The organism is Nonomuraea sp. NPDC049709, from assembly GCF_040674815.1.
Lineage (GTDB): Bacteria > Actinomycetota > Actinomycetes > Streptosporangiales > Streptosporangiaceae > Nonomuraea.
The window spans coordinates 1-13,099 of record NZ_JBFANM010000069.1 but is presented as its reverse complement, the minus strand read 5'-3'; the positions used below and the strand labels follow the sequence as shown (position 1 = coordinate 13,099).

Annotated in this window: 9 protein-coding genes; 5 read left to right on the top strand and 4 right to left on the bottom strand. The window is 72.3% G+C overall.

Annotation, left to right across the window (positions count from 1 at the left end; translation table 11 throughout):
• Positions 1-10 precede the first annotated feature (10 nt).
• A complete protein-coding gene (locus tag AB0J69_RS46425; protein WP_364132018.1) occupies positions 11-2,791 on the bottom strand; it encodes an AAA family ATPase in 2,781 nt (926 codons plus the stop codon).
• Positions 2,792-3,050: 259 nt separating this feature from the next.
• On the opposite strand from AB0J69_RS46425, the gene AB0J69_RS46420 reads away from it, so the two are divergent.
• On the top strand, positions 3,051-5,804 hold the full coding sequence (locus AB0J69_RS46420; RefSeq protein WP_364132017.1) for an AAA family ATPase: 2,754 nt from the start codon (positions 3,051-3,053) through the stop codon (positions 5,802-5,804).
• Positions 5,805-5,982: 178 nt separating this feature from the next.
• Positions 5,983-7,302, top strand: a complete 1,320-nt coding sequence (locus AB0J69_RS46415) for an MFS transporter (protein ID WP_364132015.1) — start codon at positions 5,983-5,985, stop codon at positions 7,300-7,302.
• Positions 7,303-8,222: 920 nt separating this feature from the next.
• Here AB0J69_RS46415 and AB0J69_RS46410 read toward each other — a convergent pair.
• Genes AB0J69_RS46410 through AB0J69_RS46400 form a run of 3 tightly spaced genes read right to left on the bottom strand, consistent with a single transcriptional unit; the run spans position 8,223 to position 10,873 of the window.
• Entirely contained in the window at positions 8,223-8,717 is a 495-nt protein-coding gene (locus tag AB0J69_RS46410; RefSeq protein ID WP_364132013.1) for a hypothetical protein, read from the bottom strand.
• A 3-nt stretch (positions 8,718-8,720) separates the two neighbouring features.
• Positions 8,721-9,944, bottom strand: a complete 1,224-nt coding sequence (locus AB0J69_RS46405; protein ID WP_364132012.1) for a macrolide family glycosyltransferase — start codon at positions 9,942-9,944, stop codon at positions 8,721-8,723.
• Positions 9,941-10,873 (bottom strand): patatin-like phospholipase family protein, encoded by a 933-nt coding sequence (locus AB0J69_RS46400; RefSeq protein ID WP_364132011.1) that lies wholly within the window; start codon positions 10,871-10,873, stop codon positions 9,941-9,943. Before AB0J69_RS46400 ends, AB0J69_RS46405 begins: the two co-directional genes overlap by 4 nt.
• A gap of 330 nt (positions 10,874-11,203) precedes the next feature.
• Here AB0J69_RS46400 and AB0J69_RS46395 point away from each other — a divergent pair, with 330 nt between their 5' ends.
• The 3 genes from AB0J69_RS46395 (at position 11,204) to AB0J69_RS46385 (ending at position 13,055) form a co-directional block, all read left to right on the top strand.
• The gene (locus AB0J69_RS46395; RefSeq protein ID WP_364132010.1) at positions 11,204-12,061 is read left to right on the top strand and encodes an alpha/beta hydrolase; all 858 of its coding nucleotides are present in this window, start codon (positions 11,204-11,206) and stop codon (positions 12,059-12,061) included.
• 260 nt (positions 12,062-12,321) lie between these two features.
• Positions 12,322-12,651, top strand: a complete 330-nt coding sequence (locus AB0J69_RS46390; protein WP_364132008.1) for a PadR family transcriptional regulator — start codon at positions 12,322-12,324, stop codon at positions 12,649-12,651.
• A gap of 2 nt (positions 12,652-12,653) precedes the next feature.
• Positions 12,654-13,055, top strand: coding sequence for a DUF1048 domain-containing protein (locus tag AB0J69_RS46385; protein WP_364132006.1), 402 nt, complete (start codon positions 12,654-12,656; stop codon positions 13,053-13,055).
• Positions 13,056-13,099: the final 44 nt, after the last annotated feature.

Genomic DNA, 13,099 nt, shown 5'->3' with positions numbered 1-13,099 from the left:
CTCCCCGGGCTCACGGACGGTTCTGGTCCTGATCGGGCAGGGCCTGCGGGAGCTGGTGACGGGAGGTGATGGCGAGCTTGGTGAACACCTTGCCCAGGTGGTACTCGACGGTGCGCGGGCTGAGGAACAACTGGGCGGCGATCTCGGAGTTCGACAGGCCCGCCCGGGCCAGGCGGGCGATCTGGCCCTCCTGAGCGGTGAGCCGGTCCGGTGAGTCGGCGGTGCGCTTGCGGACGGTCTCGCCGGTGGCCAGGAGCTCGCGACCGGCGCGCTCGGCGAAGGCCTTGGCGCCGAACCGCTGCAGCATCTCATGGGCGATGCGCAAGTGCTCGCGCGCGTCGACGCGCCGGTTCTCGCGGCGCAGCCACTCGCCGTACACCAGGTGGGTCCGCGCGAGGTCAACGGTGCTCCGGCTGCGCTGGAGGTGCTCGATGGCCTCGCGGTACAGCGGCTCGGCGGCCTGGCCGCCGGACAGCAGCGCCCTCGAGCGGGCCAACAGGCCGAGGGCCCAGTTCGTGCCGCTGGCGGTGGCTCGTTCCTCGATCTGCCGCAGGGCGGTCGCGGCCGATTCCGGGGCGTCGGAGCGGGCGGCCGCCTCGACGAGCTCGACGAGGGAGAAACCGTAGACCCCCAGATCCTCGTGCTCGCACGCCCCTTCCGCACTGGCCAGGGCGGCCTCGTACTGACCGAAACTGTTGTACAGCACCGCGTTCATGTAGTGCCGCCCGCCGATCGACCGCCCCTCACCCCAGGTGCTCGACGCCCACTCGGCACGGGCGTCGAGCACCGTCGGCGCCTGGGCATCCTCGCCACGCATGATGAGGAGCAGCATCGAGGCGTAACCGAGGTACGCGTTGCCGGTCACCTTCAAGATCGCGGTGGACTCCTCGACCAGCGTCGCGGCCGCGTCGAACTCCCCGGCGTGCACGTGCACGGCCGCGCGGTAGGTGAGGGACAGGGGGAGGAAGTTGAGCGCGCCGGTCTCGCGAGCCGTCCGAACCGCGTGTGTGGTCAGTTCGTGCCACATCTCGTCGTCCCACATGTCACCGGCGACCAGCCAGGTCAGCCAGAGCCAGCGCATGACGTCGTCCCCGTTGCGTCCGGCCTCCTTCCGGAACGCCCGCAGCGCGCGCTTCAACAGCGGCGCGCCTTCGACGTAGCCCTCGGCGAAGCGTGTCGCCAGGCCATCGAGAAGTGCGTCGGCCGGCCGTGGTGGTCGCGGTCCCGGCGGTGCGGCGCGGGCGGCCTCGGCCACCTTCCGAAGTGCACCGTGTTCGCCCAGCCGGCCGGCGAAGACCGCTGATCCGATGGCTTCGAGGTACGCCTCGCGCGCCTGTCCGCCGTCCACTCGCTCCAGCCGGTCGGCCGCGTCGAGCAGCAACGGCACCGCCTCGCCGCCGCGCCTGCGCGCGAAGACGATCTGGGCGCGGAGGCGGGCCAGCCGCCCGTGCTGGAGCTCGTCCAGCGGGCACAGCTCCGCGGCGCCGAGGAGGCCGAGCGCCGCGTCCGGGGCCCCGGCCTCGAAGGTGGCCTGCGCCGCGGCCACCGCCCTCGCGCCGCGCCTGGCCGGATCGGGCGTCAGCTCGGTCGCCCGCTTCAGGAACGCGGCCGCCGCCGCGACACCGCCGCGCGCCTGGGCCCGGTCGGCCGAGCGCTCCAGCTCACCGGCCACGGCCTCGTCGGGTTCGACCGCCGCGTGAGCGCGATGCCAGGCCCGGCGATCCGGATCGGACTCGGGATCGGTCGCCTCGGCCAGCGCACGATGCACGTCCTGACGTTCTCCGAGATCCGCCGCCCGGTAAGCCGCCGAGCGCACCAGCGGATGACGAAACCGCGCCAGCGTGCCGAACTCGATCAGCCCCGCCGCCTCGGCCGCCGCCGCGGCGCCCGCCCCGATGCCGAGCCGCTCGGCCACCCGCCGCAGCAGCAGGACGTCCCCCACCGGCTCGGCGGCCGCCACCAGCAGCAGCCGTTGCGCCGCACCCGGGAGCGCCCCGATACGCCGCACGAAACTCTGCTCGATCTGACTCGCCAGCGGCCGCGCGTCCGGCCATCCGAACCCACCGGCCAGCTCGGCCACCGTCAAGCCGCGCGGCAACTCCAGCAGAGCCAGCGGGTTGCCGCGCGTCTCGGCGACGATCCGGTCCCTGACCCGCACGTCCAGCCGCCCGGGGACCACCGCGTCCAGCAGCGCCCGCGCGTCGTCGTCGCGCAGCCCGTGGATCACCAGCTCCCGCAGCCCCCGAAACCGGTCATCGCCCGGACCGGGCGTCGGCACCCGCACCGCGAACACCAACGCCACCCGCTCGGCAAGCAGCCGGCGCGCGACGAAGGCCAGCGTCTGCGCGGAGACCTGATCGAGCCACTGCGCGTCGTCCACCACGCAGACGAGCGGCTGCTCCTCCGCCGCCTCGGCCAGCAGGCTGAGCACCGCCAGCCCGACCAGGAAACGGTCCGGCACGCTGCCCGCGCTGAGGCCGAACGCGACGGCCAGGGCATCACGCTGCGGGCCGGGGAGGCGGTCGATCTGCCCCATCAGCGGGAGGCACAGCTGGTGCAGCCCCGCGAACGCCAGCTCCATCTCCGACTCGACGCCGGCGGCCCGCAGGGTCTGGCACTCCGTCGCGTTCGCCACCAGGTAGTCCACCAGCGCGGACTTGCCGACCCCCGCCTCGCCGCGCAGCACCATGACCTGGCTCTCACCCGCCCTGGCGCCCGCGAGCAACTGGTCGAGCGCCTCGCACTCGTCATGCCTGCCACGCAGCTCGTGTCGAGGAGCGCTGCTCGACATTCACCACCACCGCGCAGGTCAAGTGGGCCAGACCCGGTCATTTTGGGCTGTCGCAATTATGCATCAAGTGGATGCGGTGCGGACGATCCGGTTGGGGGACACGAGTTTCAGCGCGCCGGCCGGTATCCCTGGGGGTGCCCCAGTGCCCACTAGGGATCGGACCAGGGTCACCCCGAGGCGAGCGCGGCATCTGCCCGGCCACAGTACGTGGTGTCGGCGGTGGGCGTCCGACGGCAGGCCGAGGGAGGGGTGAACCCAGGTGCGGCTGTATGGCCGGAAGTTCGAGTGCGAGACGCTGGATCAGCTCGTGGCCACGGTGCAGGCCGGGCGCAGCTCAAGTGCGGTCCTGGTATTGCGGGGCGAGGCCGGCATCGGGAAGACGGCGCTGCTGGAGTACACGCGGGGCAGCGCGGCCGGCTGCCGGGTCGCCCTGGCGGCGGGCGTGGAGTCGGAGATGGAGCTGGCCTTCAGCGGGTTGCACCAGCTCTGTGCCCCGTTCCTCGACCGACTCCATCGCCTGCCGAAGCCGCGGCGCGACGCGCTGGAGACGGCGTTCGGGCTGAGCGCGGGCACGCCGCCGGACCGTTTCCTGGTCGGGCTGGCGGTGCTCAGCCTGCTCGCCGACGTGGCCGAGAAGGAGCCGCTGGTCTGCCTGATCGATGACGCCCAGCGGCTGGATCCGGTCTCGGCGCAGGCCCTGGCGTTCGTCGCGCGTCGCCTGCTCGCCGAGCGGATCGGGCTGGTGATCGCGGTGCGCGAGCCCGGCCTGCGGCAGGTGCTGGCGGGGCTGCCGCAGCTTGAGGTGGGGCGGCTGAGCGACGGCGACGCCCGCGCCCTGCTCGACTCCGTGACTCCCGGGCGGCTGGACGGGCGGGTCAGGGACCGGATCGTCGCCGAGTCGCAGGGCAACCCGCTGGCTCTGCTGGAGTTGCCCCGTGGCTTGGCTCCGGCGGAGCTGGCCGCCGGGTACGGCCGGCCCGACGCACCATCGGCCGGCCGGACCGAGCTGAGCTTCCTGCGCCGCGTCGAGTCGTTGCCGGCCCAGACACGGCAGTTGCTGCTGGTCGCGGCGGCCGAGCCCGTGGGTGACGTGACCCTGCTGGCCAGGGCCGTCGAGACACTGGGCATCGAGGAGAGCGCCGCCGCGCCGGCAGAGTCGGCGGGGCTGATCACGATCGGGACCCGGGTGCGCTTCCTCCATCCGCTGGTGCGTTCGGCCGCCTACCGGGCGGCGACCCCGGAAGACCGTCAGCGCGTGCACCAGGCGCTGGCGGACGCGACCGATCAGCGAACCGACCCCGAACGCCGGGCGTGGCACCTGGCCAACGCCACAGCCGGTCCCGACGAGACGGTGGCCGCCGAGCTGGCCCGCTCGGCCGAGCGCGCGCAGGCCCGCAGCGGGGTCGCGGCGGCGGCGACGTTCCTGGAACGGGCGGCCCAGCTCACCCCCGATCCCGCCCGCCGCGGTGGCAGGACGCTGGCGGCGGCCCGGGCCAAATTCCGGGCCGGCGGGTACGACGCCGCGCTCGGACTGCTCGACGCGGCGACGCTCAGCCCCCTGGACGAACGCGAACGTGCCAGCGCCCACCTCCTGCGCGGTCAGATCATGTTCGCCGCCACCAGCGCCGGTACCGCCCTGCCGCTGCTGCTCGAAGCGGCCGGGCGGCTCGAGCCGCTGGACCCGGGACTGGCCCGCGAGTCCTACCGCGACGCGCTGCTCGCGGTCATCACGGCCGGCCGCCTGCCGGACGGCCCGCGCCTGGCGGACGTCGCCAGGGCGACCCTGGCCGCGCCTCCCGGACCCGCGCCGGAGCGTGCCGACCTGCTCCTGAACGGTCTGGCCCTGGTCGCCACGGACGGCTACGCGGCGGGCGTGCCGGTGGCGCTGCGGGCCCTGGAGGCCTTCCGTACCGACGAGGTCTCCCGGGAAGAGGGGCTGGGCTGGCTCCCGTTCGCCTGCCGCCTGGCCCACAACGTCTGGGACTTCGACAGCTGGTCGGTGCTCTCGGCCCGGCTGGTCGACCTGGCGCGTGAGACGGGAACGCTGTCGGTGCTGCCGTCGGCTCTCCTGCTGCGCGTGTCGAACCGGGCCCTCGCCGGCGAGTTCGCCGACGCCGATGCGCTGGTCGCCGAGGCACAGGCGATCGGTGAGGTGACGGGCAGCCGCTTCCTGGCCCAGTACGCGGCCCTGGTGTTCGAGCCGTGGCGGGGCCGGGAGACCGCGACGCGTCAGGCGATCGAGGCGGTCACGCGAGAGACCGCCCTGCGAGGGGAGGGCAAGGTGGCGACCGCCACCCAGTGGGCGACCGCGGTGCTCAGCAACGGCCTGGGCCGCTACGAGGAGGCGTACGCCGCGGCCGAGCGAGGCTGCGAGCACCCGCAGGAGCTCGGAGGAGCGTTCATCAGGTCCTTGGTCGAGCTCGTCGAGGCCGCGACCCGGAGCGGAAGACCGGCCCGCGCGGCCCAGGCCGCCGCGCGGCTCGACGAGCTGGCCCGATCCAGCGGCACCGACTGGGCCCTGGGCACGTCCGCGAGCGTGCGTGCCCAGGTGAGCGAGGGATCGGCCGCCGAGGCGCTGTACCAGGAGGCGATCGAGCGGCTCGGCCGCACCGAGGTCCGGATCGCCTACGCCCGCGCCCGGCTGCTCTACGGCGAGTGGCTGCGCCGGGAGAACCGCCGGGCCGACGCGCGCGAGCAGCTGGGCATCGCTCATGAGATGTTCTGCCAGATGGGCGCCGAGGGGTTCACGAAACGTGCCTGCCGTGAGCTGCAGGGGACCGGCGAGAAGGCAGGCAGGCGCTCCGCCAGGATAGGCACCACGTTGACCGCTCAGGAGGCGCAGATAGCGCGCCTGGCCGGTGACGGACTGACGAACCTCGAGATCGGCTCCCAGCTGTTCATCAGCCCGCACACCGTCGAATGGCACCTGCGCAAGGTGTTCGTGAAGCTCGGCATCGTGTCCCGCAAGCAGATCCGCCCGTCGTTGCTGGAGGACGCCGTGGCCACGTCCTGAGTCCGGGATCCCCGGGGGCAAACGGTACTGGACTGTGTCGCTTGAGGTCGCGCAGACTATGCAGACCGCACAGACCGGTCAGGCTGCCGTGTTCCGGGGGAGCGCGTCGACACCACGGACGTGCTCGCACCTGCCGCGCCCGGTGTTCCCCCCTGCCCTCCTCAGAAGGATCCTTTCCATGCCCGACGGCACGCTCGCTTCGCGTCAAAGCCGACGCGCCACGATCGCCTCGTTCATCGGCACGGCGGTCGAGTGGTACGACTTCTTCATCTACGGCACCGCTTCGGCCCTGGTTTTCGGCACCCTGTTCTTCCCCGAGGCCGACAGCGGAACCGGGACGCTGGCGGCATTCGCCACGTTCTGGGTCGGCTTCCTGACCCGTCCGCTCGGCGGCATCGTGTTCGGGCACCTCGGTGATCGCATAGGGCGCAAGAACGTCCTGGTCGTCACGCTGATCCTGATGGGATCGGCCACCACGCTGATCGGCGTCCTGCCCACGTACGCGTCCATCGGGTACGCGGCGCCGCTGCTGCTCGTTCTGCTTCGCGCGCTGCAGGGCATCGCGGTGGGCGGCGAATGGGGCGGGGCCGTCCTGATGGCCACCGAGAACGCCGCCCAGGGACGCCGCGGCATGGCCGGCGCGTGGGTGCAGCAGGGCTCGCCCGCCGGCGCCATCCTGGCCACCCTGGCCTTCCTCGTGGTGGGACGGATGCCCGACGACGCCTTCCTGCAGTGGGGCTGGCGCGTGCCGTTCCTGCTGTCAGCGCTCCTCGTGGTGATCGGGCTGGTGATCCGGATCGCGGTGCACGAGTCCGCCGAGTTCCGCGCGGCGCGCGAGACCGAGCCGGCCGTCAGGCTGCCTCTCGTGACGTTGTTCCGCACGGCATGGCCGCTGGTCGCCCTCGGCATCGGGGCGAGCGCGCTGGGGATCTCCGCGGCCTACTTCACGAACACGTTCCTCGTGTCATGGGCCACCACCGACCTCGGCATTCCCCGCCAGATGATGCTGGACATCCTGCTGGTCACCTTCGTCCTGCAGTTCCTCTGGCAGCCTGTCGCCGCCCTCATCGCCCGCAGGATCGGCGCCGTACGCGTCATGGCGGGCGCCCTGACCGCGAACATCCTGGTCGCCGTCCCGATGTTCCTGCTCATCACGACCCGGGACGGGTTCCTGATCGGGGTCGCCCTCGCGCTCAGCGTGGTCACCGGGGCCTCGTACTACGCGTTGCTCGCCGGCTTCCTGGCCCAGGCGTTCCCCGTACGCGTGCGCTACACCGGCATCTCCGTCGCCTACCAGCTCTGCAGCACGATCATCGGGGGTTCCACCCCGCTGGTCGCCCAGTGGCTGCTGATCAGCGGGGGCGGCAGCCACTGGCCGGTCGTGGGGTACTACATCGCCCTGCTCGTCCTCACGCTCGGCTGCGTGCTCGCGCTCGCCCGCCGCGCCGGGCACGATCGGCCCCCCGCCGCCGCGCGAACCGCTCTGACCAGCCCTTGACCGGGCCACGTTCCGGGCTCCGCAGTGGGCCCGGATGAGGGCGATCACGGTGTCGGTGGTGCGGTCCAGGTGGCTGCGGCCGTCGGGCAGCCGCGCCTCCGGGCTGATGTAGCTGTGCCGGCCGACGTGGGTGGCCGGGTCGAGCGACCGTGTGGTGATCCTTCCGTCGCGGCGGGCCCTGTTCCACGCGCTGCGGCGGAACAGCTGCCAGCGCTGAGGGAAAAGCCAGGTGCAGACCCGCTCGATCCAGTCGTGGTCACTGGTGAGCTGGTACAGGTGGTCGGCATGGGTGAGATCGTTGGCGCCGTTGTGGAACCCACCGAGAGTGATCAGCAGCAGCGGGGCACGTAACCGGGCGTGCAGCTCGGCGACCGCGCCGATGGCGACCTGGGCGCCGCCGCTGTAGCTGAGCAGCACCACGGGTATGCCGCTGCCGGGCCGGTAGCCGGCCCGGCGCAGCTGGTCGGCGATCTGGACGCCCACGGCGCGGTTGTACAGCGGACGGTACCGGTGGTCGGCGGCGACGAAGATCTGCACGACGTTGTGCAGGAACAGCAGCAGCTCGATGTGGTGGCGGAGCCACTCCCACACGGGCCGGTTGACCAGCGGGGCGGCCAGCGGGGAGTAGGGCTGCACCTGCCCCAGCACCCGCAGCTCCGGCGCCCCGGCGATCAGGGCCTCGACCAGCTTGCCCCCGTCGCGGGTGTCGCGGAAGCGTCGTTTGCCGATGCCGTCCAGATAGACCAGGTACGCCGCCGGCGGGCGGTCCGGGTCCGCACCCCGGGCGTAGGGCATGCCCTGCGGGAGCTCGGTCGTGGGAGCCCGCCAGCCGGCGGCGTACGCCAGCACCTCGTACCGGGCGAGCAGTGCCTCGGCGAGCAGGACCGGACCGAGCACCAGCACCAGGAGCGGGAACTCCATCATGTGACCGGCTCCCGCACCCCGGTGACGGCGCTGATCCTCACCACCAGGCGACGGACCACCTCGACGGCGATGCCGAGCCCGAGCCCGGCGACGGCCACGCAGCCCGCGGCGGCCCACCACCCCAGCCCCGTCGCCGCGGCCAGCGGAACCACCAGGCCGGCACCGACCGCCACGAGCAGCAGCAGGTGCAGCAGCGGTCCGAGCAGCGGGAACGCGAGGACGGCGGCGAGCAGCAGCGGAACGACCAGGTCGGGTGTCCAGGTGAACGCGGCGCCGCCGGACAGGGGCGCGGACAGCGTGAGCTCGGCGAGCGTCCACGCGGTCAGCGGCCACAGCGCGAACACCGCGCCCTCGACGACGGCGCCGATCAGCAGGAGCGGGATCAGCTGGGGCCGCGACGTGCGGGGCCGGCGGGCGATCAGGGGCAGGAGCCGTCCGATGGCCTCGGACAGCCCGGCCAGCAGCAGCAGGATGATCACGAGGGGTGACATCGCTCACCGCTCCTGCGGCGAATCCGCCGGGGCCGGCCGGTCGGCCCGGCCGCTGCGGTGCAGGTAGCGCTCGAGCTCGTCGGCGGCGCGCGGGTAGCCGCCGGCGTCGCGCTGGGCGACCTGCAGGCGGTCCGCCGCGGCCATGAAGCGCGGCTCGTCGAGCAGGCGCCGGGCCAGGGCTCGCACGAGCCCCGGGCCGGCGTCCCGGGCGCTGATCGACAGGCCCGCGCCGAGCTGGACGATCCGGCGGGCCACGAGCGGCTGATCCGCGCCCTGGGGGATCACCAGCATCGGGACCCCGGCGTACATGGCCTCGTTGACGCTGTTCATGCCGCCGTGCGTGACGAACAGCGCGGCCCGGGCCAGCACCTCGTTCTGCGGGACGAAGCGGCGCGCGATCACGTTGTCCGGCAGCGGATCCAGCGCGGCCGGATCGGTCTCCCCGGTGGAGACGATCACGGTGCCGCCCAGCGGGGCGAGACCGGTGACGAAGTTGCGCAGCAGCTGCGGGCCCGCGTTGAACACCGTGCCCAGCGAGGCATACAGCACGGGGGTTCGCAGGCGGTCGAGCGGGAACGACGGGTCGGGCGGGCGGGAGCCCAGGCTGGGGCCGACGAACCGGAACGACTCGTCGAGGGTGCCGGCGCCGGGCTGGAAGTCACGTGAGGTGAAGACCAGGTTGAGCGGCTGGCGTACGTTCGGGAAATCGAACCGCGGCAATCCGCGGGTGTTGTAGCGGCGCCGCAGGCTGCGCCGCGACCGTAGGTAGTCGCGGGTGTTACGGGGATGGGCCGCCGCCTGGGCCAGCAGCTTCCACGAGACGCGGGTGGGGCTGGGCGCATGCCGGTTGTACGCGAACGTGGTGAACAGCGATACCGCGGGCACGCCGAGCTCGCGTGCGGCGACCGCGGCCCAGAGGCAGGCCGAGTCGTGCACGATCAGGTCGGGCCGGATGTCGCGCAGCTCGGCGAGCACCTGAGGCAGCAGGCCGACGGTGGTGCGCGCGATCCCCTCCAGCATCGTGACCGGCATCGGCGGATCGGCGAGCGGCCGGTCGGCCTCGGGGTAGAGGCACACGGTCGCGCCGGTGGCCGCGATCTCCGCCGAGAACTCGGAGGAGATGTGGTAGGTGACGGAGTGACCGCGCCGGACGAGCTCGGCCACGACCGGCAGCGTCGGGTTGATGTGCCCGTGCATCGGGATGTTGAGGAACGCGATGGTGCTCATCGGCCGGCCCCCGCTGCCGGGGCGGGCAGGCCGGCCGAAGCACCGTTCACCCCGTAGAGACCGGGCCCGCTGACGCGCAGCCCGTCGAGAAAGCGGCCCGCCGCGTGGGCGGCGGTGATGATCAGCCGCTGGGACTGCCGGAAGTCCCACGGGGCGGGCCAGGTCTTGATGCCGGTCGGCAGCACGACGGTCGGGATCCGGGTGGACACCTCGCGCAGATCGCGCTCGATCTGACGGTGCCCCAGCAGCAGCGCCGCCCTGGCGGCGACCGCGTCGGCCCGCCGGGGCGGCAGGGCCGGGCTCAGCGGCCATTCGGGCCCCGCCGACAACACCACCACGCTGGCCGCCCCCGCCTCCTGCGCCGCCCGTACGGGGACATAGGCGATCACCCCGCCGTCGATCAGCGTCCGGCCGTCCCGATCCACGGGGGGCAGGACCCCCGGAATGGCCGCGCTGGCCAGCAGCGCGGACTCGAGGTCTCCCTCGCTGAGCAACGCCTCGGTGCCGGTGGCCAGATCCGTCGCCACCGCGGTGAAGGGAATCTCCAGCTGCTCGATGCGCCGCGGCAGCTCGGCCCGGGCGATCAGCCTGCGCAGGCCGCGATCGGCGACGATGCTGACCCGCGACGACAGGAAACCGAGCGGATACACCTCGCGGCGGCGGACCCGGGTCCACACGTGGTCCAGCCGCGACGCGGCCGTGCCGGGGTGGGCGGCTACGATCGCGCCATTGAGGGCGCCGACCGAGGTCCCGATGATCATGTCCGGGACGAACCCGCGCTGCTCCAACGCGTACCCGATGCCGACCTGAGCGGCCCCGAGCACACCCCCGCCGCCGATCACCGCCGCCACGGGGCGGGGCAGGGCGCCCAGGCCCGCCGGTTCCGGTCGGTCCGACGAGGGCGCGTGCATCCCCTCATCGCGTGTCATGGCCTGAGCCTCCCGTAACCGCGGCCACCCGGCCAAGAACCGTGGAAAGCCGAGGAGGCCGATCTCCGGCGATGTACCACCCACATGACCCGCCCTTCTCACCAGCGCGCTGAATCGGATAGGTGCCTCACCTAAGACAGGGCAGCCACCGGGCATGTGACACCCCGCGCGGCTTCCTGGGCGGTCAGGGTCCGGGCGTCACACGGCGGACCGGTGTCCGGTCTTAGCACACGGGTCGAGCATCACGCGCTCGGCTGCGGCTCCGGCGCGCACCGTCTCCGCTCTCCCGTACGCCGGGGCCGCCCATCCCGCGTAGAACAGGACAGAACCATGACCCTTGCTCAGGCGGCCCGCCACACCATGAGATGGCCCCTCACCGCGGTGCCCCTCCTCACCGCGGTCGCCCTCATCCTGGCGAGCCTCAACCCGGCGCAGAGCGCCGCCGCCCAGGACAGCCGGTCGCGGACGGCGAAGCCCACCATCGTGCTCGTGCACGGTGCCTGGGCGGACGCCTCGAGCTGGAGCCGAGTCGTCGCCAGGCTCCAGGACGACGGATACATGGTCCGGGCGCTCGCCAATCCGCTGCGATCGTTGTCGGGTGACGCCGCGTCCGTGAAGGCCTTCCTGGAAACGCTGACGGGACCGATCGTCCTCGTCGGCCACTCCTACGGCGGGGCCGTGATCACCAACGCGGCCACCGGGAACCCCGACATCAAGGCACTCGTCTACGTCAACGCCTTCGCGCCCGACGCCGGCGAGTCCGCGACAGCACTCGCGGGGCCGGACTCCGCCCTGTCGGTCCCGGACCCGACGACCGTGTTCGACCTCGTTCCCCCCGCCCTTCCGCCCACCGCGGACACCGACCTGTACCTCAAGAAGTCGACCGTCCTGACGTCGTTCGCGAGCGGGCTGAGCCCCGATGACAAGGCACTCGTGGCGGCCACCCAGCGGCCGGCCACGGTCGGGGCACTCAACGAGCCGTCCGGCACCCCCGCCTGGCGGACGATCCCGTCCTGGAGCGTCATCGGCACCAAGGACCTGATCATCCCGCGCAGCGCCCAGCGGGCCATGGCCAAGCGGGCCGGCTCCACCATCACCGAGTACGACGCCGGGCATGTCGGCCTGATGACGGATCCCAGGACCGTCACAAACGTGATCGAGCAGGCCGCGAGGGCGACCGCTCAGTAGCAGGATCCGGCCAGGGCAGCACAGATCGAGGCGCGGCAGATGCCGCGCCTCGATTTCGTGCTGCCGGTCGAGTTCGTGTCAGCGGCCGTGTCAGCACGGCGACGGCCCGGTATCAGGGTGGTCGGCGATGGTGGATGCCATGGGTGGTCAGCATGTGCGGTCCCGGGTCGTACCTCAGCTATTCAATGTTGCTATGTACCGGTAGTCGGTGTTACTTTGTACCAGTAGTCAGCAGCATTAAGTAGCTGAGGAGGTGTTCCGTGGGCAAGCAGCTGACCGAGATGCTCAAAGGGACGCTGGAGGGCATCGTCCTGGCGTTCCTGTCCGGCCGGCCCGCGTACGGCTACGAGATCACGGCGTGGCTGCGGGATCAGGGCTTCGCCGACATCGCCGAGGGCACCATCTACGCGCTGCTGGTCAGGATCGAGCGGCGCGGCCTGGTCGACGTGGAGAAGGTCCCGTCGGAGAAGGGGCCGCCGCGCAAGGTGTACTCCCTGAACGCACGCGGACGGGCGGATCTCGACGAGTTCTGGAGGACCTGGAGCTTCCTCACCGAACGGCTCCAGCAGCTCCGCGAAGGAGGCAACTAGACATGGCCACAGAGCCGAACGAGCCCAAGAGCCGCTACCGGCAGTACCTGGAGGTGGTCACCGGGCCGCTGGAGGACAAGAAGCGCTGGCGGCGGTACAAGGCGCGCATCAGAGCGCTTCCCGAGAACTATCGAACGGCGGTCGAAGCGCTGGAGCGTTACCTGATGCACTTCGGGCCGGGGGACGGCGCCGACGCGGCGTCGATGTTCGAGGACCTCGCCGACCTGTTCGAGCAGAGCGCGGCGGACGGAACCCCGATCCGCGAGATCTTCGGCGAGGACCCCGTGGAGTTCGTCGAGGCGTTCGTGCAGAACTACTCCGTAGGGCGCTACATCAGCCGGGAGCGCGAGCGGTTCACCAGCGCCATCGAGCGCGCCGCGGGCGAAGAAGACAGGAGAGTCTGAGATGACGACACAGCAGACCCCGGCGATCCAGGTGCACGGCCTGG

Excerpts from the sequence above, each read along its gene's own strand:
- AB0J69_RS46425 (WP_364132018.1), bottom strand. The coding sequence starts at position 2,791 with ATGTCGAGCAGCGCTCCTCGACACGAGCTGCGTGGCAGGCATGACGAG.
- AB0J69_RS46405 (WP_364132012.1), bottom strand. The coding sequence starts at position 9,944 with ATGAGCACCATCGCGTTCCTCAACATCCCGATGCACGGGCACATCAAC.
- AB0J69_RS46400 (WP_364132011.1), bottom strand. The coding sequence starts at position 10,873 with ATGACACGCGATGAGGGGATGCACGCGCCCTCGTCGGACCGACCGGAA.
- AB0J69_RS46415 (WP_364132015.1), top strand. The coding sequence starts at position 5,983 with ATGCCCGACGGCACGCTCGCTTCGCGTCAAAGCCGACGCGCCACGATC.
- AB0J69_RS46410 (WP_364132013.1), bottom strand. The coding sequence starts at position 8,717 with ATGTCACCCCTCGTGATCATCCTGCTGCTGCTGGCCGGGCTGTCCGAG.
- AB0J69_RS46385 (WP_364132006.1), top strand. The coding sequence starts at position 12,654 with ATGGCCACAGAGCCGAACGAGCCCAAGAGCCGCTACCGGCAGTACCTG.
- AB0J69_RS46395 (WP_364132010.1), top strand. The coding sequence starts at position 11,204 with ATGACCCTTGCTCAGGCGGCCCGCCACACCATGAGATGGCCCCTCACC.